Below are 19,809 nucleotides of genomic sequence, written 5' to 3'. Positions count from 1 at the left end.
GCAGGAGTACGGATCATGGCAGTAGTTAAGACCAAACCCACATCCGCCGGTCGTCGCCACCTGGTAAAGGTCGTCAACGACGAGCTCTACAAGGGCCGGCCGTACGCTCCGCTGCTCGAGAAGCAGTCGAAGTCCGGTGGACGTAACAACCATGGCCGCATCACCACGCGTCACGTGGGCGGCGGTCATCGTCACCATTATCGCCAGATCGACTTCAAGCGCATCAAGGATGGCGTCCCCGCCATCGTCGAGCGCCTCGAGTACGATCCCAATCGCAGTGCTCACATCGCGCTGCTGAAGTATCTGGACGGCGAGCGTCGCTACGTGATCGCGCCCAAGGGCGTGAGCGCTGGCGATCAGCTGGAATCCGGGGTCAATGCGCCGATCAAGCGTGGCAACACGCTGCCGCTGCGCAACATCCCGCTGGGTTCCACCGTTCATTGCATCGAGCTCAAGCCCGGCAAGGGCGCGCAGCTGGCACGCAGTGCCGGTGCCAGCGCTCAGCTGGTCGCTCGCGAGAGCAACTACGCCACCCTGCGTCTGCGCTCCGGCGAGATGCGCAAGGTGCTGGCGGAATGCCGCGCGACGCTCGGTGAAGTGAGCAACTCAGAGCACAGCCTCCGTCAACTCGGCAAGGCCGGTGCCAAGCGCTGGCGCGGTGTGCGCCCGACCGTTCGCGGTGTTGCGATGAACCCGGTGGACCACCCGCACGGCGGCGGTGAAGGCCGCAGCAGTGGCGGTCGTCACCCGGTCAGCCCGTGGGGTGTCCCCACCAAGGGCCACAAGACCCGCAAGAACAAGCGCACCGACAAGCTGATCGTCCGTCGCCGCAAGGCCCGGAAATAAGATCCAACGCCAAGACATTAAGAGGTAACGGCTGTGCCACGTTCACTGAAGAAAGGTCCATTTATTGACCTTCATCTGTTGAAGAAGGTTGAGACTGCAGTGGAAAAGAACGACCGCAAACCGATCAAGACCTGGTCGCGTCGTTCGATGATCCTGCCCAACATGGTCGGGCTCACCATTGCAGTCCATAACGGTCGCCAACACGTCCCGGTGCACGTCTCCGAGGAAATGGTTGGCCACAAGCTGGGCGAATTCGCTGCTACCCGCACCTACCGCGGCCATGCGGCGGACAGGAAAGCCAAACGGTAAGCCAGAGAGGGATTAGAGATGGAAGTCACAGCTAAGCTGCGTGGCGCTCGTTTATCCGCCCAGAAGGCCCGTTTGGTGGCTGACCAGGTGCGCGGTAAACCGGTCGCCGAAGCGATTGACCTGCTGACCTTCTCGCCGAAGAAGGCTGCAAAGCTGGTCAAGAAAGTGCTTCAGTCCGCCATTGCGAACGCGGAAGAAAACAACGGCATGGACATCGACGAGCTGCGTGTCTCGACCATCTGTGTCGATGAGGGCATGACGCTCAAGCGCATCCAGCCGCGCGCCAAAGGCCGTGCGGATCGCATTTTGAAGCGCACATGCCACATCACCGTCAAGGTAGCCGAGAAGTAGGAGTCGACCAGATGGGTCAGAAAGTAAATCCGACAGGTATTCGGCTGGGTATCGTCAAGGACCATACTTCGGTCTGGTACGCCGAACGCGGTGCTTATGCCGACAAGCTGAACAGCGATCTCGAAGTGCGCAGCTTCCTGGAACAGCGTTTGAAGAACGCTTCCGTGAGCCGCATCACTATCGAGCGCCCCGCGAATAACGCTCGTATCACCATTCACACTGCCCGTCCGGGCATCGTGATCGGCAAGAAGGGCGAAGACGTCGACCGGCTGCGCCGTGACGTCACCGAGATGATGGGCGTGCCCGTGCACGTCAACATCGAGGAAGTCCGCAAGCCGGAACTCGACGCCCAGCTCGTCGCGCAGAACGTGTGCGGCCAGCTCGAGCGCCGTGTGATGTTCCGCCGCGCCATGAAGCGCGCCGTACAGAACGCCATGCGCCTCGGCGCCGGCGGCATCAAGATCCAGCTGTCAGGGCGTCTTGGTGGTGCGGAAATCGCGCGTACCGAGTGGTACCGCGAAGGTCGTGTGCCGCTGCACACCCTGCGGGCGGACATCGATTACGCGACCTACGAAGCCCACACCACCTACGGCGTCATCGGCGTCAAGGTGTGGATCTTCAAGGGTGAAATCCTCGGGGGCATCGAAGAGGTGCGCGCCAAGCAGAAGCAACAGGCTCAGGCTGCACCCAAGAAGAAAGGTTCCAAGTAAGGGGAGATGTAATCGATGTTGCAACCCAAGCGTACGAAATTCCGCAAGGTGATGAAGGGCCGCAATCGTGGCCTGGCACACCGCGGAAGCAAGGTGAGTTTCGGCGAATACGGCCTGAAAGCAACGGGTCGCGGTCGCGTCACCGCTCGCCAGATCGAAGCCGGTCGTCGTGCGATCACGCGCCACGTCAAGCGTGGCGGCAAGATCTGGATCCGTGTCTTTCCGGACAAGCCAGTGACCAAAAAGCCGCTGGAAGTCCGTATGGGTAAGGGTAAGGGCTCCGTCGAGTACTGGGTCGCGCAGATCCAGCCCGGCAAGGTGCTCTACGAGATCGAAGGGGTTCCGGAGGAGCTGGCGCGTGAAGCCTTCTCGCTGGCGGCTCAGAAATTCCCGGTCTCGACCACCTTTGTGAAACGGACGGTGATGTGATGAAAGCCCAGGAAATTCGTGAAAAATCGGTCGAAGCGCTGCAGGAGCAGCTTTTCGAACTCCTCCGCGAGCAGTTCAACCTGCGCATGCAGAAGGCCACCGGCCAGTTGAGCCAGACCCATCTGCTCAAGCAGGTGCGCCGGGATATTGCCCGCGTGAAGACGGTGCTCAACGAGAAGGCAGGTGACTGAGATGGCCGAAGCAAAGAAAGCCCGTACGCTCACCGGAACGGTGGTGAGCGACAAGATGGACAAGTCGATTGTCGTCATGATCGAGCGTCGCGAACGCCATCCGATCTACGGCAAGTACATGAAGCGCTCCACCAAGCTGCACGCCCACGACGAGGCGAACCAGGCCAAGGCCGGCGACACGGTTTCCATCGAGGAATGCCGTCCGCTGTCCAAGAAGAAGGCCTGGACGCTGGTTGAGGTGGTTGAGCAGGCCAAGGGCTGATCGGCTCGCGCCTTTCGGAACCAGTGCAGTCAGATTAGGTTTGGAGAAAACCGATGATTCAGACTCAGACAATGCTGGATGTCGCCGACAACAGCGGCGCGCGCCGGGTGCAGTGCATCAAGGTGTTGGGCGGTTCGCACCGTCGCTACGCCCGCGTGGGTGACATCATCAAGGTAACGGTGAAAGAGGCCATTCCGCGTGGCAAGGTCAAGAAAGGCCAGGTCATGAAAGCGGTCGTGGTCCGCACCCGTAGTGGCGTCCGTCGGAACGACGGTTCGCTGATCCGCTTCGATGGAAATGCGGCGGTTCTGTTGAACAACACCAACGAACAGCCGGTCGGTACCCGTATTTTCGGGCCGGTCACTCGTGAGCTTCGTACCGAGAAGTTCATGAAGATCATTTCCTTAGCGCCTGAAGTGCTGTAAGGAGCGAGGCGGATATGCAAAAGATCAAACGTGACGACGAAGTAATCGTCATTGCCGGCAAGGACAAGGGCAAGCGTGGCAAGGTCAAGCGCGTTCTCGATAACGACCGTTACGTCGTGTCGGATGTGAACATGATCAAACGTCACACCAAGCCCAACCCCATGCTGGGCAACCAGGGGGGTATCGTCGAGCGCGAGGCTTCGATTCACGCGTCCAATGTGGCCATCTTCAATGCGGAGACCGGCAAAGCGGATCGCGTCGGCTTCCAGATGTCGGAAGACGGTACCAAGGTACGTATCTACAAGTCGACGCAAAAGCAGATCGACGCCTAACGCGAGTCGGATGGCAAAATGGCGAACTTGAAAGAACGTTATCAGAACGAGGTGGTGGCTCAACTCCGTGAGCAGTTTAGCTACGCCAACGTCATGCAGGTACCCCGGATCACCAAGGTGACCCTCAACATGGGTATCGGTGACGCGACCAGCGACAAGAAGCTGATCGACAACGCTATCGGTGACCTGGAGAAGCTCTCCGGTCAGAAGCCGATGATCACCAAGGCGCGCAAGTCCATCGCGGGTTTCAAAGTCCGTGAAGGCTGGCCGATCGGTATCAAGGTGACCCTGCGCAGCGAGCGCATGTGGGACTTCCTCGATCGCCTGGTGAACATCGCTATCCCGCGCGTTCGTGACTTCCGGGGTCTCAACCCGAAGTCCTTCGACGGCCGTGGCAACTACTCAATGGGCGTGCGTGAGCAGATCATCTTTCCGGAGCTCGAGTATGATAAGATCGACCGGATTCGTGGTCTCGATGTAACCATCACCACCACTGCCAACAGCGATGATGAAGGCCGTGCGCTGCTGAGCGCGCTGAACTTCCCGTTCAAGAAATAAGGGTGGGATCATGGCAAAGAAAAGCATGATTGAGCGTGAGCAGAAGCGCGCGGAGCTGGTGGCCAAATATGCCGCCAAGCGCGCTGAGCTCAAAGCGGTAATCTACGACGTCAACGCTTCTGATGAAGAGCGCTTCGACGCCCAGCTCAAGCTGCAGTCGTTGCCGCGCGATTCCAGTCCGGTCCGTCAGCGTAATCGCTGCCGCATCACCGGTCGGCCGCACGGCTACTACAACAAGTTTGGCTTGGGTCGCAACAAACTGCGCGAAGCAGCCATGCGTGGCGACGTTCCCGGACTCAAGAAGTCCAGCTGGTAACGCCACGAAGAATCAGGAGCGTAACGTAATGAGCATGCAAGATACGCTGGCGGATATGTTCACCCGTATCCGCAATGCGCAGATGGCTACCAAGGAGGCGGTCACCATGCCGTCCTCCAAGCTGAAGGTCGAAGTGGCCCGTGTATTGAAGGAAGAGGGCTACATCGGCGACTTCGCGGTTGCCGAAGGCGCCAAGCCGCAGCTGTCGGTGACCCTCAAGTACTTCGAGGGCAAGCCGGTCATCGAGCACATCCAGCGCGTTTCCAAGCCGTCCCTGCGCATCTACAAGGGCAAGGGCGAGCTGCCGAAAGTCGCGGATGGCATGGGTGTCGCGATCGTTTCCACCTCCAACGGGGTGATGACCGATCGTGCTGCGCGCAGCGCCGGTGTCGGTGGTGAAGTCATCTGCACCGTATTCTAGGAGTGACGAATGTCCCGCGTAGCCAAGTATCCGGTTAAACTGCCGAGCGGCGTCGAGGCCAAATTCGACGCCGACCAGCTGACCGTCAAGGGCGGTCAGGGCTCCCAGAGCATGACCGTTCACCCCGACGTGGTGATCGGTCAGGAAGAGGGTCAGCTGACCTTCGCTCCGAGCGAGTCCGCCAAGAGCTGGGCAATGGTCGGCACCACACGTGCACTGGTCCAGAACATGGTCACCGGTGTCACCGAGGGCTTTACCAAGTCTCTCGAGATCAATGGCGTCGGCTACCGTGCCCAGGCAAGTGGCAAGACGCTCAACCTGACACTGGGTTTCTCTCACCCGGTCGAATACACGCTGCCCGAAGGTGTCACGGCGGAAACGCCCAAGAACACCGTCATCGTACTGAAGAGTGCGAGCAAGCAGCAGCTCGGCCAGGTGGCAGCGGAAATTCGTGCCTTCCGTCCGCCCGAGCCCTACAAGGGCAAGGGTATCCGGTACGGCGACGAAGTTGTCCGCCGCAAAGAAGCCAAGAAGAAGTAAGGCAGGGTTATGAACGCGAAGAAAGAATCTCGTCTCCGTCGTGCCCGCCGCGCTCGCGCCAAAATCCGCGAGCTGGGCGTGTATCGCCTGAGCGTCAATCGTACGCCGCGCCACATCTACGCGCAGATCATCTCGCCGGACGGCGGCCAGGTCCTGGCCAGTGCCTCCACGCTGGATAGCTCGCTGCGTGAAGGCGGAACCGGCAACGCCGATGCTGCCGCCAAGGTGGGCGCCTTGATTGCCGAGCGCGCCAAGCAGGCGGGCATCACTCAGGTCGCCTTCGATCGTGCCGGGTTCAAGTATCACGGTCGCGTCAAGGCGCTGGCCGATGCCGCACGTGAAGGCGGCCTGGAATTCTAAAGGGTTTTACGATGGCGAATATCGAACAGAAAGGCGGCGACCTGCAAGAGAAGCTGGTGCAGGTCAACCGTGTCGCCAAAGTGGTCAAGGGTGGCCGCATCTTCGGTTTCACCGCGCTGACCGTCGTCGGTGACGGCAACGGCCGGGTCGGCTTCGGTCGTGGCAAGGCGCGTGAAGTGCCGGTCGCGATCCAGAAGGCGATGGACCAGGCACGCCGCAACATGGTCAAGGTCAACCTGCGTGGCAGCACGCTGCAATACCCGGTGAAGGCCCGTCACGGCGCTTCCAAGGTATTCATGCAGCCGGCTTCCGAAGGTACCGGGATCATCGCCGGCGGTGCCATGCGCTCCGTGCTCGAACTGGCCGGCGTCCATGACGTCCTGGCCAAGTGCTACGGCTCCACCAATCCGGTCAACGTGGTGCGCGCGACCATCAACGGTCTCTCCGCCATGCAGTCACCGGACGACATCGCCGCCAAGCGCGGCCTGTCCGTCGAAGAGATCGCGGGGTAAGGCACCATGGCAGCTTTGATCAAGGTTACTCAGGTGCGCAGCACCATCGGCGTTCTAAACAAGCACAAGGCCACCATGAAGGGTCTTGGGCTGCGCCGCATCGGGCACACCGTCGAGTTGGAAGACACCCCGGCCGTACGCGGTATGGTCAACAAGGTTAACTACCTTGTTCGTGTTGAGGGAGAGTGATCCATGAAACTCAATAGCCTGAGCCCGGCTCCGGGTTCCAAGCACGCCGAAAAGCGTGTCGGTCGTGGCATCGGCTCTGGTCTGGGCAAGACCGGCGGTCGTGGTCACAAGGGCCAGAAGTCTCGTTCCGGTGGCAGCGTCAAGCCGGGCTTCGAGGGTGGTCAGATGCCGCTTCAGCGTCGTCTGCCCAAGTTCGGCTTCACGTCGGCCAAGTCGCTGGTTTCCGAGGAAGTGCGTCTCGGCGAACTGGCCAAGGTCGAAGGCGATGTCGTCGATCTGGAAACACTGAAGCAGGCCAACGTGCTCAAGGACGCCACGCAATTCGCGAAGGTGATCCTTTCCGGCGAACTGAACAAGGCGGTTACCGTACGCGGACTCAAGGTCACCAAGGGTGCCCGTGCCGCGATCGAAGCCGCTGGCGGTAAGGTCGAGGAATAAATGGCTAAGTCAGGAAACATGCCGGCAATGGGGGGAAGCGGCTTGAGTGAACTCTGGGCGCGCCTGCGCTTCGTGTTCATCGCCCTCGTGGTGTACCGCATCGGTGCCCATATCCCCGTACCCGGTATCGATCCTGACCAGCTCGCTGCCTTGTTCAGGGAAAACCAGGGCACCATCCTGGGCATGTTCAACATGTTCTCCGGGGGTGCGCTGTCGCGCATGAGCATTCTGGCGCTGGGGATCATGCCGTACATCTCCGCGTCGATTATCATGCAGCTTCTGACGGCGGTCTCGCCTCAGCTTGAGCAGCTGAAGAAGGAAGGTGAGGCCGGCCGGCGCAAGATCAGTCAGTACACCCGTTACGGGACCGTGTTACTGGCGTTGATTCAGGCGACCGGCATGGCAGTCGGTCTGGTCGGACAGGGCGTGACCTATACCAGCGACTTCAGCTTTTACTTCACGGCGATCGTGTCGTTCGTCGCCGGTGCGGTGTTCCTGATGTGGCTGGGCGAGCAGATCACCGAGAAGGGGATCGGCAACGGCATTTCGCTGATCATCTTCGCCGGCATCGTCGCCGGGCTGCCGAGTGCGATCGGGCAGTCTTTCGAACTGGCGCGCAACGATGGCGCCTGGAACGTGCTGCCGCTGTTGGCGCTCTCGCTGCTGGCGATCGCTACCGTGGCCTTCGTGGTGTTCATCGAGCGCGGCCAACGGCGCATCACGGTGAACTATCCGCGGCGTCAGGTCGGCAACAAGATGTACGCCGGGCAGAGCAGTTATCTGCCGCTCAAGGTCAATATGGCCGGCGTCATTCCGGCGATCTTCGCCTCGAGCATCCTGCTGTTTCCGGCGTCGATCGGGCAGTGGATGGGCTCGGCCGAAGGCTTCGAGTGGTTGCAGGTGATCTCGCAGTCGCTTGGGCCGGGGCAGCCGCTGTACATATTGCTTTTCGCCGCGGCAGTGGTATTCTTCTGCTTCTTTTACACAGCGCTGGTCTTCAATCCCAAGGATGTGGCTGACAATCTGAAGAAGTCAGGCGCGTTTCTTCCGGGTATCCGCCCCGGCGAGCAGACCGCTCGCTACGTCGACAAGGTCATGACCCGCTTGACGTTGTTCGGTGCCCTCTACATCACCGCTGTTTCCCTGATGCCCCAGTTCCTGATCATTGCCTGGAACGTTCCGTTCTTCTTCGGCGGAACCTCCTTGCTGATCGTGGTGGTGGTCATCATGGACTTCATGGCGCAGGTTCAATCGCATCTGATGTCGAACCAGTACGAATCGGTGATGAAGAAGTCCAACCTGAAAGGCTACGGAAGCGGCGGCCTGATGCGCTGAGCGCGCACGCCGACCGCGCAATGGAGAGAACGATGAAAGTTCGAGCTTCCGTCAAGAAAATGTGCCGTAACTGCAAGATCATTCGGCGTAATGGCGCGGTCCGCGTCATCTGCACCGAACCGCGGCACAAGCAGCGCCAGGGCTGAATCTGATCCTGACGTTGACCGAAAGCGGGCGCCGGCTTGCACCCTTGTCTCGAGAGGGACAAAGGTGTAAGCTGTTGCGCCTTTTGTAGATGAACAAACGAGCAAGCCGCTCAAATTTCGGAGTAAGCTGATGGCCCGTATTGCAGGCGTCAATATCCCGGACAACAAGCATGCGGCGATCTCGCTGACCTATATCTTCGGGATTGGCCGTACTCGCGCGCAGGACATCTGTGCCGCGGTCGGCATCGTACCCACCGCCAAGGTGCAAGAGCTGTCTGCCGAACAGGTAGATGCGCTGCGTACCGAAGTCGGCAAGTACACCGTTGAAGGTGACCTTCGTCGCGACACGACGCTGAATATCAAGCGTCTGATGGACTTGGGTTGCTATCGTGGTCTGCGTCATCGTCGTGGTCTTCCCCTGCGTGGCCAGCGCACGAAGACCAATGCGCGTACCCGTAAGGGCCCGCGCAAACCGATTCGCAAATAAAACGCATGTTCTGGCGTTAAGACAGGAAGAAACATCAACATGGCTAACCCGCGTAGTAACCGTAAAAAGGTTAAAAAGCAGGTAGTGGATGCGGTAGCCCACATCCATGCCTCTTTTAACAACACGATCGTGACGATCACAGACCGCCAGGGCAACGCGCTCTCTTGGGCGACTGCCGGTGGTTCGGGTTTTCGTGGTTCTCGCAAGAGCACCCCGTTCGCTGCTCAAGTGGCAAGCGAACGTGCAGCGACTGCTGCAGCCGAGTATGGTGTGAAAAACGTCGACGTGCTGGTCAAGGGCCCCGGTCCTGGCCGTGAGTCCGCCGTGCGCGCATTGAATGCCGCCGGCTTCCGCGTGCAGAGCATCACCGACGCGACGCCCGTTCCCCACAACGGCTGCCGTCCGCCGAAGAAACGCCGCGTTTAAGGAGACAGACTCATGGCTCGTTATATTGGACCGAAGTGCAAACTGTCTCGTCGTGAAGGTACCGACCTCTTCCTCAAGAGCGGTGTCACTCCCTTCGAGAAGAAGTGCAAATCCGAGCAGATCCCGGGTGTGCACGGCCAGCGCCGTCAGCGTCTTTCCGACTACGGCTTGCAGCTTCGCGAGAAGCAGAAAGTGCGTCGTATCTACGGCGTACTCGAGAACCAGTTCCGCAACTACTACAAGGAAGCGGCCCGCATGAAGGGCGCGACCGGCGAGTTGTTGCTGCAACTGCTGGAATCCCGACTGGACAACGTCGTCTATCGCATGGGCTTCGGCTCCACGCGTGCCGAAGCGCGTCAGTTGGTCAGCCACAAGGCGATCTCGGTCAATGGTCGCAGCGTCAACGTGGCGTCTTATCGGGTCCGTCCCGGCGACGTCGTCACCGTGCGTGAAAAGGCCAAGAACCAGGCGCGCATTCAGCACGCCCTGCAATTGTCCGGACAGCGCGGCGACGTGACCTGGATCGATGTCGATTCGAAGAAGATGGAAGGCACTTTCAAGGCTGTCCCGGAACGCGGCGACCTGTCTGCCGACATCAACGAAAACCTGATCGTCGAGCTGTACTCGAAGTAATCAGCGTCCCACGCGTGATGCCGGGTGCTTTCGCGCCCGGCTCCGAGTACCGAGTATCCGTTTGGCAGCCTGAAAGGTGTTCATATGCAGCGTTCAGTGACAGAGTTTCTCCGTCCTCGCGATATCAAGGTCGAAGAGATCAACGCGCACCACGCGAAGATCGTGCTCGAGCCGTTCGAGCGCGGTTTCGGTCACACCCTGGGGAATGCTCTGCGTCGCATCCTGCTGTCTTCCATGCCCGGCTGTGCCGTGGTGGAAGCGGAAATCGCCGGTGTTGAGCACGAATACAGTGCGATCGAAGGGGTCCAGGAAGATGTCATCGAGATCCTCCTGAATCTCAAGGACGTGGCGATCAAGATGCACAGCCGCGACGAAGCGGTGCTCTCGCTGAACAAGCAGGGCCCATGTGTGGTCACGGCCGGCGACATCGCCGTTGACCATGATGTCGATATCGTCAATCCCGAGCACGTGATCGCTCACGTCAACGAAGGCGCCGAGCTGAAGATGCAGCTCAAGGTGGCTCGTGGGCGTGGCTATGAGCCCGCGGATACTCGTGCCGGCGCGGATGACGAGTCTCGCACCATCGGTCGCCTGCAGCTGGATGCGACCTTCAGCCCTGTACGTCGGGTTTCCTATGCGGTCGAAGCGGCGCGCGTCGAACAGCGTACCGACCTCGACAAGCTGGTCATCGACCTGGAAACCGACGGCACCCTGGATCCGGAAGAGGCGATCCGTCGCAGCGCAACCATCCTGCAGGAGCAGTTGGGTGCGTTCGTCGACCTGGAAGCCGACAAGGAGCAGGAAGTTGAAGAGGAGCAGGATCACATCGATCCTATCCTGCTGCGCCCCGTAGACGATCTCGAGTTGACCGTTCGCAGCGCCAACTGCCTCAAGGCCGAGAATATCTATTACATCGGCGATCTCATTCAGCGTACCGAAGTCGAGCTGTTGAAGACTCCCAACCTCGGCAAGAAGTCTCTGAACGAGATCAAGGACGTCCTGGCAGCGCGTGGCCTGTCCCTCGGCATGCGGCTGGAAAACTGGCCGCCGGCTAGCCTCAAGGACGACAAGGCCTCCGCGTGAGCGTCGCCTCGAGCCCCAGTTAAGGAATCACAACCATGCGTCATCGTAAGAGTGGTCGTCACCTCAATCGTACGAGCTCGCACCGCCACGCCATGTTCAAGAACATGTGCGTCTCGCTGGTCGAGCACGAAGTCATCAAGACAACCCTGCCCAAGGCCAAGGACCTGCGTCGTCACATCGAGCCGCTGATCACCTTGTCCAAGCAGGATAGTGTCGCCAACCGTCGCCTGGCCTTCAGCCGTACCCGCTCCAAGGATACGGTCGGCAAGCTCTTCAACGAGCTGGGTCCGCGCTACGCCAACCGTCCCGGCGGTTACGTGCGCATCCTCAAGTGCGGCTACCGCACCGGCGACAACGCGCCGATGGCCTACGTCGAGTTGGTCGACCGTCCGGTCATCGAGGAAGCCGCTGGCGAGGAGTGATCCTCGACGCGCTTCGCGATACGAAAGCCGACTCCTGGTGAGTCGGCTTTTTTATGCCCGGTTGCTGTCCCCTGGTCGGCCTTCGGCCACGAGCCGAGCAATAAAAAGCCCCGTGACAGATACTGTCGCGGGGCTTTTCTTGGTTGCCCTGGGCTCTGAGGCGGGCCGCGCTCGCTCAGGCCTGGGACTCGGCGACGCTGGCCTGCGTTTGTTGCCTGAGCAGTGGCTTGAGAAAGCGCCCGGTGTGCGAGTCCTCACGCTCGGCGACCTGTTCCGGGGTGCCCTCGGCGATGATCCGCCCGCCGCCGGAGCCACCCTCGGGGCCGAGATCGATCAGCCAGTCGGCGGTCTTGATCACGTCGAGGTTGTGCTCGATCACCACGATGGTGTTGCCATGGTCGCGCAGCCGGTGCAGCACGCCGAGCAACTGGCGGATATCCTCGAAATGCAGCCCGGTGGTCGGCTCGTCGAGGATGTACAGCGTCTGACCGGTATCGCGTTTGGCCAGTTCGCGGGCCAGCTTGACGCGCTGCGCCTCGCCGCCCGACAGCGTGGTCGCGCTCTGGCCCAGGCGCACGTAGGACAGCCCCACGTCCATCAGCGTCTGCAGGCGCCGGGCGATCGCCGGGACCGGGCTGAAGAACTCCAGTGCCTCCTCGATGGTCATCTCGAGAACCTCGTGGATGTTCTTGCCCTTGTAGGCGATCTCCAGCGTCTCGCGGTTGTAGCGCTTGCCCTTGCAGACGTCGCAGGGCACGTAGATGTCGGGCAGGAAGTGCATCTCGACCTTGATCATGCCCTCGCCCTGGCACGCCTCGCAGCGCCCGCCCTTGACGTTGAAGCTGAAGCGGCCCGGCTTGTAGCCCCGCGAGCGCGCTTCCTGGGTGCCCGAGAACAGCTCGCGGATCGGCGTGAAGATGCCGGTGTAGGTCGCCGGGTTGGAGCGCGGCGTGCGCCCGATCGGGCTCTGGTCGATGTCGATGATCTTGTCGAGTTGATCGAGCCCCTCGATGCGATCAAAGGCCGCCGGGGTCAACGAGGTGGCCCTGTTCAGCTCGCGGGCGGCGATCGGCATCAGCGTCGCGTTGATCAGCGTCGACTTGCCCGAGCCCGACACTCCGGTAACGCAGACGAACAGCCCCAGCGGCAGCTCGAGATCGACGTTCTGCAGGTTGTTGCCGCGGGCGCCGCTCAGCCGCAGGACCTTGTCCGGATGGCCGGGGATGCGATAGGGCGGCACTTCGATGCGCCGGGTGCCGGCCAGGTACTGACCGGTCAGCGATTCATCACAGCGCTCGATGTCGCGCGGGGTGCCCTGGGCGACGATGCGCCCGCCGTGGACGCCGGCACCGGGGCCGATGTCGAGCACGTGATCGGCGGCGCGGATGGCGTCCTCGTCGTGCTCGACGACGATCACCGTGTTGCCCAGGTCGCGCAGCCGTTCGAGGGTCTTGAGCAGGCGGTCGTTGTCGCGCTGGTGTAGGCCGATCGACGGCTCGTCGAGGATGTACATCACCCCCACCAGGCCCGCGCCGATCTGGCTGGCCAGGCGAATCCGCTGGGCCTCGCCGCCGGACAGCGTCTCGGCGCTGCGCTCGAGATTGAGGTAATCGAGCCCGACGTTGACCAGGAATTCCAGGCGAGCATGGATCTCGTGCACGATCTTGGCGGCGATCTCACCCTTGCGGCCGGGCAGCGCGAGCGCATGGAAGTAGCGCCAGGCGTCGCCGATCGGGAAACGCACGATCTCCGGCAGGGTGTGATCGTCGATGTAGACGTGGCGCGACTCGCGGCGCAGGCGACTGCCGTGGCAGGTCGGGCAGGGCTGGATGGCCAGGTACTTGGCCAGATCCTCGCGGACCATGCTCGACTCGGTCTCGCGATAGCGACGCTGCATGTTGGGCAGCACGCCCTCGAACGGGTGTTCGCGGGTGACCTTGCGGCCGCGGTCGTTGACGTAACTGAAGGCGATGTCGTCGTCGCCGCTGCCATGCAGGACGATCTCGCGCTCGTGGCGAGCCAGTTCGTTCCACGGTGTCTCGGGCTTGAAGCGGTAGTGCTTGGCGACCGCCTGCAGTTGATTGAAGTAGTAGACGCTGCGCCGGTCCCAGCCCTTGATCACGCCTTCGGCCAGCGACAGGTCGGGGTGGCTGATCAGCTTGTCCGGGTCGAAGTACTGCTGGCTGCCCAGGCCGTCGCAGGTCGGGCAGGCGCCGGCCGGGTTGTTGAACGAGAACATCCGCGGCTCGAGCTCGGCGATCGAATAGCCGCACACCGGACAGGCGAAGCGCGCCGAGAAGGTGATGTCGTCGCGCTCGCCGTCCATGAAATGCACGATGGCGATGCCGTCGGCGAGGTTCAGCGCGGTCTCGAACGACTCGGCGAGACGCTGCTGCAGATCCTCACGCACCTTGATGCGGTCGACCACCACGCTGATGTCGTGCTTCTTGTTTTTGTCCAGCGGCGGGATCTCGTCGAACTCGTAGACCTGGCCGTCGACCAGCGCGCGCACGTAGCCCTGGGCCCGCAGCTCGGCGAGCAACTGCAGGTGTTCGCCCTTGCGGCCCTTGATCACCGGCGCCAGCAGCATCAGCTTGCTGGCCTCGGGCAGGGTCAGCACCTGATCGACCATCTGCGAGACGGTCTGCGCCTCCAGATCGATGTCGTGCTCGGGGCAGCGCGGCGTGCCAGCGCGGGCGAACAGCAGGCGCAGGTAGTCGTAGATCTCGGTGATGGTGCCGACCGTCGAACGCGGATTATGCGAGGTCGACTTCTGCTCGATGGAGATCGCCGGCGACAGGCCTTCGATGTGATCGACGTCGGGCTTTTCCATCATCGACAGGAACTGGCGCGCATAGGTGGACAGCGATTCGACGTAACGCCGCTGACCCTCCGCATAGAGCGTGTCGAAGGCCAGCGACGACTTGCCGGAGCCCGACAGCCCGGTGACCACGATCAACCGGTCGCGCGGCAGTTCGACATCGATGTTCTGGAGGTTGTGGGTGCGGGCCCCACGGACCTGAATCTTGTCCATTGCCACCTCGTAAGCGCGCAAAAGAACGATTATACGGCGTTGAGCGAAGGCCCGGCAAAACGCACAGTGAGTAAACACCCGTCGGGGAGATGCGCGCGGCTTTTCCCGGCGACTGGCGAACCGGTAGAATAGTCGAGGCGCGCGACTGTTGCCGGTCGACGCAATCCGCAAGCTGTTTTCCTTCCCGTTCACCCAGACTGCGACCTGCCATGACTGCTCGACTATTGACCTCTGAGCGCCGCGCCATCTCCGGGCTCGCCGGGCTTTACGCAACGCGTATGCTCGGCCTGTTCATGGTGTTGCCGGTGCTGGCGCTGTATGCCGAGGACCTCGCCGGCGCGACGCCGCTACTGGTGGGCCTGGCGCTGGGCGCCTACGGCCTGACCCAAGCCATTTTCCAGATCCCCTTCGGACTGCTCTCCGATCGCATCGGCCGCAAGGTGGTGATCGCCGGCGGCCTGTTGCTGTTCGCGCTGGGCAGTGTGATCGCCGCCGAGGCGGACTCGATCGCCACGGTGATCGTCGGCCGTTGCCTGCAGGGCAGCGGCGCGGTGGCCGGGGCGATCATGGCGCTGCTCGCCGACCAGACCCGCGAGGAGATCCGTACCGCGGCGATGGCCACCATCGGCCTGTCGATCGGCGTGGCCTTCGCCATCGCCATGGTCGTCGGCCCGTTGATGGCCGCCCACTTCGGCCTGACCAGCGTGTTCTGGCTGACCGCAGTGCTCGCCCTGGCGAGCCTGCTGGTGCTCTGGCGGCTGGTGCCGGCGGCGCCGCGGGTAGCGCGTCACCAGGACGTCGGTCTCGATCGCGAACAGCTGCGTACCACGCTGACCAGCAGCAACCTGCTGCGGCTGGACTTCTCGATCTTCGCCCTGCACCTGATCCTCACCGCGGCGTTCGTCGCCGTGCCGTTCCGACTGGTCGACGTGGGCATCGAGGCCGCCAGCCAGGGCTGGATCTATCTGGCGGTGATGGGCCTGGCCTTCGTCGGCATGGTGCCGCTGGTGATCGTCGCCGAGAAGCGCCGGCGCATGAAGGCGACCTTCATCGGCGCGGTGGCGGGCATGACGCTGGTGCTGCTGGCGCTCGGCGAACTCGGCCACCAGCGCTGGACGCTGATCGGCCTGTTGTGGGCGTTCTTCGTGGCCTTCAACCTGCTCGAGGCCACCCTGCCGTCGATGATCAGCAAGCTCGCCCCGGCCGGGGCCAAGGGCACCGCGATGGGGGTGTACTCGACCAGCCAGTTCCTGGGGGCCTTCCTGGGCGGTGTGCTGGGCGGGGCCCTATCGCAGCATTTCGGGTATGATGCTGTATTCTTGGGCGCCGCCTTGCTGGGTGCCGTGTGGCTGGCGGTGATCTGGAAGATGCCCGCGCCGCGCCACCTGTCCAGCGAGATCGTGGCGTTGGACGATCATCCCACCGACGCCCTGGATGCGCTGATGGCGCGCTTCGCCGATGTGGCGGGCGTCGAGGACGTACTGGTAGTGCCCGAGGAACGCGTCGCCTATCTCAAGGTCGACCGCCAACGACTGGACGCCGAGGCGCTGGCCCGCGTGGCCGGCACCCGACACGATTCAAGGGGCGCATGAGCGCCCGCACACTAGCAAGGAGTCAAACATGGCCCGTGGTGTTAACAAGGTCATTCTGATCGGCAATCTGGGTCAGGACCCCGAAGTGCGCTTCACGCCGTCGGGAGCGGCGGTGGCCAACCTCAACCTGGCGACCACCGATACCTGGACCGACCGCCAGAGCGGCCAGCGTCAGGAACGCACCGAATGGCATCGCGTGGTGCTGTTCAACAAACTGGCCGAGATCGCCCAGCAGTACCTGAAGAAGGGCGGCAAGGTGTACATCGAGGGCCGCCTGCAGACACGCAAGTGGCAGGATCAGAACGGTCAGGACAAGTACAGCACCGAAATCGTCGCCAACGACATGCAGATGCTCGACTCGCGTGGCGGCGACTTCCCCCAGCAGCAGCCCCAGCAGGGCGGCTACGCGCCCCAGGGTGGCCAGCAGGGCGGTTACGCCAACAATGCCCCGCCGCAGCAGCCCCAGCGCCCGCCTCAGCAACCGCCGGCCCAGGGTGGCCAGCAGGGTGGTGGCCAGCAGGGCGGCAACTACGGCGCCCCGCAACCCGGCAGCTTCGACGATTTCGACGACGAGATCCCGTTCTGAGCTAGTCCGCGCCTGGCCTGGAATCGAAAAGCCCGCCTATGCAGCGGGCTTTTTACGTTTCCGGGCTCGGCCCGGGGTCACGGCACGGTGACCACGATCTTGCCGAACTGCTGGTTGGATTCCAGATAGCGGTGGGCCTCGACCATCTCCGCGAAGCCAAACGTGCGGGCGATGGTCGGTTTGAAATCGCCGCGCTCGATACCGGCGTAGATGAAGCGCTTGCCGGCCTCGAAGCGCTCGGGGGCGGCGATGATCTCGAGCAGCGTGTAGCCGCGCATGGTCAGCGCCTTGTTCATGCCGGCGATCATCGGGAACGGTGTCGGCTCGCCGCTCAGGGCGCCGTAGACGAAGTAGGTGCCGTAGGGCGCCATGGCGTCGACCAGCGTCTGCGCGCCGGGACCGGCGACCGGATCGAACACCACGCGGGCGCCGGCGTCTTCGGTGATGCGCATGACCTCGGCGGCGATATCCTGTTGCTGGGTGGCGATGACATGGGCCGCGCCGGCCCGGCGCAGGTCGTCGGCCTTGGCCGAGGTGCGGGTCGCGGCGATCGAGACCGCGCCCACGCTGTTGGCGATCTGGATCGCCGCCAGGCCCACGCTGCTCGACGCCGCGGGGATGATCACCGCCTCGCCGCGGGTCAGCCCGGCGATGTCGATCAGCGCGCCGTAGGCGGTCAAAAACGGCATCCAGATCGCCGCGGCCTGGACCGCGTCGAGCCCGACGGGGCGCGGCGCCACGGCATGGGCGGGAACGATCGCCCGCTCGGCATAGAGATTGTAACGATTCATCGAGAAGGCGGGGATCACGCTCACCGCGTCGCCTTCGGCGAAGCCCGAGACGCCGTCGCCCACGGCCTCGACCACCGCCGAGCCCTCGTAACCGAGCCCTGCCGGCAGTTGCGGGTCTTCCAGGTAGTTGCCGGACCGAAACATCGCCTCGGCGCGGTTGAGGCCGATCGCCTCGACACGCACCCGCAGCTCCTGGCTGCCGGGCTCGCCGGGCTCGTGCTCTTCGAAGCGCAGCACTTCGGGGCCGCCGGTGTCGTGAAAGTGGATGGCTTGGGTCATCTGGGTTGCCTCCCTGGCTGATAGCGGGCGCCGAAGCGACTGATGGGCTTCGGCGGATTGTCGTAGGGCAGTGTGGAAGAAGCCTCGCGCTCTGGCCATGGTCGATCCTGCGCGATCCTGCTGACGGCATCGCTTCACTTGAGCGCCAGGCGCCGGGCCAGGCGATGCAGGTTGCCGGCATCGAGCCCCAGGGTGCGCGCGGTGGCCGCCCAGTTGCCGCCGTGAGCGGCCAGTGCCTGGCGGATATAGTCGCTCTGGAAGTCGTCGATCGCCTGGCGCAGGGTCAGCCAGCCGTCGTCGGTACCGGCGCTGGCAGTGACTGCGGGGACCGTATCCGTGGCGGGTGTGCCGTGCGATGCACTCGACGGCAGATCGAGGTGCCGGCTGTCGATGCGGATCACCGCCTGGCGGCGGCAATCGACCGAGGCGTCGCGGCGCGACTCGCCGAGATGCTCGCCCAGTGCGCGCAGCGCCGCGCGACCCAGGGTGTGTTCAAGCTCGCGCACGTTGCCCGGCCAGTGCCAGGCCAGCAGGGCCGCCTCGGCCGCGCTCGACAGGCGCAAATTATTGACGCCCAGGCGTACCCGGTTATCGGCGAGGAAGCTACCGGCGAGCAGCAGGAGATCCTCGCGGCGCTCGCGCAGCGCCGGCACCTGCAGCGGGAAAACGATCAGGCGGTGATAGAGATCCTCGCGAAAGCGCCCCGCCGCGACCTCGGCGGCCAGGTCGCGGTTGGTCACGGCGATGATGCGCACGTCGACGCGCTGGGGTCGCTCGCTGCCCAGCGGCTGAATCTCGCCCTCCTGCAGCACGCGCAAAAGCTTGGGTTGCAGGGCCAGCGGCAGCTCGCCGATCTCATCGAGCATCAGGGTGCCGCCGTCGGCCATCGCGAAGTGCCCGCGATGATCGCGGACCGCACCGGAGAACGCCCCGCGGCGGTGGCCGAACAGCGCGCTCTCGATCAGTTGCTCGGGCAGGCTGGCGCAGTTGACCTGAACCAGCGGGCCCTGGTGGCGGGGCGAGCGGGCATGCAGCGCGCGTGCCACACGCTCCTTGCCGACCCCGGTCTCGCCCTGCAGCAACACGCACATGTCGGTCGGCGCGACCAGGTCCAGCGAGGCGTCGAGACGCTGCATGGCCGGGCTGTTCCAGTGCCGCTGCAGGGCCGGTTTGGGCTCGTTGTCGAGGACCTCGCTGAGCCGCGAGCGGGTGGCGCTGAGCTGGCTGGCCAGGCGCAGGCAGGTCGCCAGCAGACGCGCCTTGGCGAGCAGTTCGTCCTCGTCGAGGAGGGCCAGGCTGCCGGCCGTCAGCGCGTCGAGGGTGAGCACGCCGATCAGCCGTTCGCCGTCGCGCAGCGCCACCCCCAGGCAGTCGTGGACCGCGGTGAGTTCCTCGTCGATCAGTCCGTCGAAGGGGTCGGGCAGCGGGCTGTCCGGCGGAAAGCGGCAGACGCCCGAATGCTGGGCGATGGCCGCCAGCCGCGGGTGTAGATCGAGCGGGAAGCGCCGGCCGCGCACCTCGCTGGGCAGGCCGAGCACGGCGACCGGCAGCAGCCCCGCCTCGTCGTTGACCATCAGTGTGCTGGCGTCGGCCGGGTAGTCGCCGACCAGCGTTGCGAGCAATTGCGACCACAGCGGCCTAAGGGCATCGACGGGCTGGCCGTCGGCGAGTCGGGTCAGCAGGTCGCGGAGGACTTCGTAGAAGCGTGTCATAGTGACCGCGATTGTCCGCGAGACAGTGAAAATGACAACCCTAGGGCGTGTCGTTTTAACAGCTGTCGGCATTGGCATGTGTGCGTGCGGATAC

29 protein-coding genes are annotated in these 19,809 nt (G+C 63.2%); 26 read left to right on the top strand and 3 right to left on the bottom strand.

The features are described from left to right. The first annotated feature begins 15 nt into the window (after window positions 1-15). The 24 genes from rplB to rplQ all read left to right on the top strand — a co-directional run bounded on the left by rplB (window position 16) and on the right by rplQ (window position 11,721). On the top strand, window positions 16-846 hold the full coding sequence (gene rplB, locus R6258_RS16045; protein ID WP_318452720.1) for a 50S ribosomal protein L2: 831 nt from the start codon (window positions 16-18) through the stop codon (window positions 844-846). Between the two features lie 33 nt (window positions 847-879). After that, window positions 880-1,155, top strand: a complete 276-nt coding sequence (rpsS, locus tag R6258_RS16040; RefSeq protein ID WP_031384775.1) for a 30S ribosomal protein S19 — start codon at window positions 880-882, stop codon at window positions 1,153-1,155. An 18-nt stretch (window positions 1,156-1,173) separates the two neighbouring features. After that, the gene (rplV, locus tag R6258_RS16035) at window positions 1,174-1,506 is read left to right on the top strand and encodes a 50S ribosomal protein L22 (RefSeq protein ID WP_076749609.1); all 333 of its coding nucleotides are present in this window, start codon (window positions 1,174-1,176) and stop codon (window positions 1,504-1,506) included. A gap of 11 nt (window positions 1,507-1,517) precedes the next feature. Beyond that, entirely contained in the window at window positions 1,518-2,216 is a 699-nt protein-coding gene (gene rpsC, locus R6258_RS16030) for a 30S ribosomal protein S3 (RefSeq protein ID WP_318452719.1), read from the top strand. Window positions 2,217-2,231: 15 nt separating this feature from the next. Then, a complete protein-coding gene (rplP, locus tag R6258_RS16025; protein WP_031384772.1) occupies window positions 2,232-2,645 on the top strand; it encodes a 50S ribosomal protein L16 in 414 nt (137 codons plus the stop codon). Further along, window positions 2,645-2,836, top strand: coding sequence for a 50S ribosomal protein L29 (gene rpmC / locus R6258_RS16020; RefSeq protein WP_019020535.1), 192 nt, complete (start codon window positions 2,645-2,647; stop codon window positions 2,834-2,836). The genes rplP and rpmC overlap by 1 nt, the downstream gene beginning before the upstream one ends. A gap of 1 nt (window position 2,837) precedes the next feature. Next, window positions 2,838-3,098: a 30S ribosomal protein S17 gene (rpsQ, locus tag R6258_RS16015; RefSeq protein ID WP_031384771.1), complete on the top strand. Its 261-nt coding sequence runs from the start codon at window positions 2,838-2,840 to the stop codon at window positions 3,096-3,098. A 53-nt stretch (window positions 3,099-3,151) separates the two neighbouring features. Next, entirely contained in the window at window positions 3,152-3,523 is a 372-nt protein-coding gene (rplN, locus tag R6258_RS16010; RefSeq protein WP_031384770.1) for a 50S ribosomal protein L14, read from the top strand. 14 nt (window positions 3,524-3,537) lie between these two features. Then, window positions 3,538-3,855: a 50S ribosomal protein L24 gene (rplX, locus tag R6258_RS16005; RefSeq protein WP_136066467.1), complete on the top strand. Its 318-nt coding sequence runs from the start codon at window positions 3,538-3,540 to the stop codon at window positions 3,853-3,855. A gap of 18 nt (window positions 3,856-3,873) precedes the next feature. Further along, window positions 3,874-4,413: a 50S ribosomal protein L5 gene (gene rplE, locus R6258_RS16000; protein ID WP_136066466.1), complete on the top strand. Its 540-nt coding sequence runs from the start codon at window positions 3,874-3,876 to the stop codon at window positions 4,411-4,413. Window positions 4,414-4,423: 10 nt separating this feature from the next. Then, window positions 4,424-4,729, top strand: a complete 306-nt coding sequence (rpsN, locus tag R6258_RS15995; RefSeq protein WP_231662822.1) for a 30S ribosomal protein S14 — start codon at window positions 4,424-4,426, stop codon at window positions 4,727-4,729. Window positions 4,730-4,757: 28 nt separating this feature from the next. Further along, window positions 4,758-5,150 (top strand): 30S ribosomal protein S8, encoded by a 393-nt coding sequence (rpsH, locus tag R6258_RS15990; protein WP_318452718.1) that lies wholly within the window; start codon window positions 4,758-4,760, stop codon window positions 5,148-5,150. Between the two features lie 9 nt (window positions 5,151-5,159). Then, entirely contained in the window at window positions 5,160-5,690 is a 531-nt protein-coding gene (gene rplF, locus R6258_RS15985) for a 50S ribosomal protein L6 (RefSeq protein ID WP_318452717.1), read from the top strand. A 9-nt stretch (window positions 5,691-5,699) separates the two neighbouring features. Beyond that, window positions 5,700-6,050 (top strand): 50S ribosomal protein L18, encoded by a 351-nt coding sequence (gene rplR, locus R6258_RS15980; RefSeq protein ID WP_031384764.1) that lies wholly within the window; start codon window positions 5,700-5,702, stop codon window positions 6,048-6,050. Window positions 6,051-6,061: 11 nt separating this feature from the next. After that, window positions 6,062-6,562: a 30S ribosomal protein S5 gene (gene rpsE, locus R6258_RS15975; protein WP_031384763.1), complete on the top strand. Its 501-nt coding sequence runs from the start codon at window positions 6,062-6,064 to the stop codon at window positions 6,560-6,562. A 6-nt stretch (window positions 6,563-6,568) separates the two neighbouring features. Continuing rightward, window positions 6,569-6,751 (top strand): 50S ribosomal protein L30, encoded by a 183-nt coding sequence (gene rpmD, locus R6258_RS15970; protein WP_136066462.1) that lies wholly within the window; start codon window positions 6,569-6,571, stop codon window positions 6,749-6,751. Between the two features lie 3 nt (window positions 6,752-6,754). Further along, complete coding sequence (rplO, locus tag R6258_RS15965; RefSeq protein ID WP_318452716.1) at window positions 6,755-7,189, top strand: 50S ribosomal protein L15; 435 nt, start codon at window positions 6,755-6,757, stop codon at window positions 7,187-7,189. Next, entirely contained in the window at window positions 7,190-8,524 is a 1,335-nt protein-coding gene (gene secY / locus R6258_RS15960) for a preprotein translocase subunit SecY (RefSeq protein ID WP_318452715.1), read from the top strand. It begins immediately after the preceding gene. Between the two features lie 32 nt (window positions 8,525-8,556). Continuing rightward, window positions 8,557-8,670, top strand: a complete 114-nt coding sequence (gene rpmJ / locus R6258_RS15955; RefSeq protein WP_031384759.1) for a 50S ribosomal protein L36 — start codon at window positions 8,557-8,559, stop codon at window positions 8,668-8,670. A gap of 130 nt (window positions 8,671-8,800) precedes the next feature. Beyond that, the gene (rpsM, locus tag R6258_RS15950) at window positions 8,801-9,157 is read left to right on the top strand and encodes a 30S ribosomal protein S13 (protein WP_136066459.1); all 357 of its coding nucleotides are present in this window, start codon (window positions 8,801-8,803) and stop codon (window positions 9,155-9,157) included. 39 nt (window positions 9,158-9,196) lie between these two features. Next, a complete protein-coding gene (rpsK, locus tag R6258_RS15945) occupies window positions 9,197-9,583 on the top strand; it encodes a 30S ribosomal protein S11 (protein ID WP_011505752.1) in 387 nt (128 codons plus the stop codon). A gap of 12 nt (window positions 9,584-9,595) precedes the next feature. After that, entirely contained in the window at window positions 9,596-10,216 is a 621-nt protein-coding gene (gene rpsD, locus R6258_RS15940) for a 30S ribosomal protein S4 (RefSeq protein WP_318452714.1), read from the top strand. 84 nt (window positions 10,217-10,300) lie between these two features. Next, the gene (locus tag R6258_RS15935; RefSeq protein WP_318452732.1) at window positions 10,301-11,299 is read left to right on the top strand and encodes a DNA-directed RNA polymerase subunit alpha; all 999 of its coding nucleotides are present in this window, start codon (window positions 10,301-10,303) and stop codon (window positions 11,297-11,299) included. A gap of 35 nt (window positions 11,300-11,334) precedes the next feature. After that, entirely contained in the window at window positions 11,335-11,721 is a 387-nt protein-coding gene (gene rplQ, locus R6258_RS15930) for a 50S ribosomal protein L17 (protein WP_318452713.1), read from the top strand. 175 nt (window positions 11,722-11,896) lie between these two features. Here the strand turns inward: rplQ and uvrA are convergent, their stop codons facing one another. Further along, complete coding sequence (uvrA, locus tag R6258_RS15925; RefSeq protein WP_318452712.1) at window positions 11,897-14,755, bottom strand: excinuclease ABC subunit UvrA; 2,859 nt, start codon at window positions 14,753-14,755, stop codon at window positions 11,897-11,899. Between the two features lie 209 nt (window positions 14,756-14,964). Here uvrA and R6258_RS15920 point away from each other — a divergent pair, with 209 nt between their 5' ends. Further along, window positions 14,965-16,347, top strand: a complete 1,383-nt coding sequence (locus R6258_RS15920; RefSeq protein ID WP_318452711.1) for an MFS transporter — start codon at window positions 14,965-14,967, stop codon at window positions 16,345-16,347. 28 nt (window positions 16,348-16,375) lie between these two features. After that, the gene (ssb, locus tag R6258_RS15915) at window positions 16,376-16,933 is read left to right on the top strand and encodes a single-stranded DNA-binding protein (RefSeq protein ID WP_318452710.1); all 558 of its coding nucleotides are present in this window, start codon (window positions 16,376-16,378) and stop codon (window positions 16,931-16,933) included. A 77-nt stretch (window positions 16,934-17,010) separates the two neighbouring features. Here ssb and R6258_RS15910 read toward each other — a convergent pair whose 3' ends face one another. Together R6258_RS15910 and norR are read right to left on the bottom strand one after the other, a co-directional pair. Then, entirely contained in the window at window positions 17,011-18,003 is a 993-nt protein-coding gene (locus tag R6258_RS15910) for a zinc-dependent alcohol dehydrogenase family protein (RefSeq protein WP_318452709.1), read from the bottom strand. 134 nt (window positions 18,004-18,137) lie between these two features. Then, window positions 18,138-19,715, bottom strand: a complete 1,578-nt coding sequence (gene norR, locus R6258_RS15905; RefSeq protein ID WP_318452708.1) for a nitric oxide reductase transcriptional regulator NorR — start codon at window positions 19,713-19,715, stop codon at window positions 18,138-18,140. Between the last annotated feature and the right edge of the window lie 94 nt (window positions 19,716-19,809).

This window comes from Halomonas sp. HP20-15 (assembly GCF_033446685.1).
Taxonomy (GTDB): Bacteria; Pseudomonadota; Gammaproteobacteria; order Pseudomonadales; family Halomonadaceae; genus Modicisalibacter.
The sequence above is the reverse complement of the archived record's forward strand: the minus strand, read 5'-3'. Positions and strand labels throughout refer to the sequence as shown.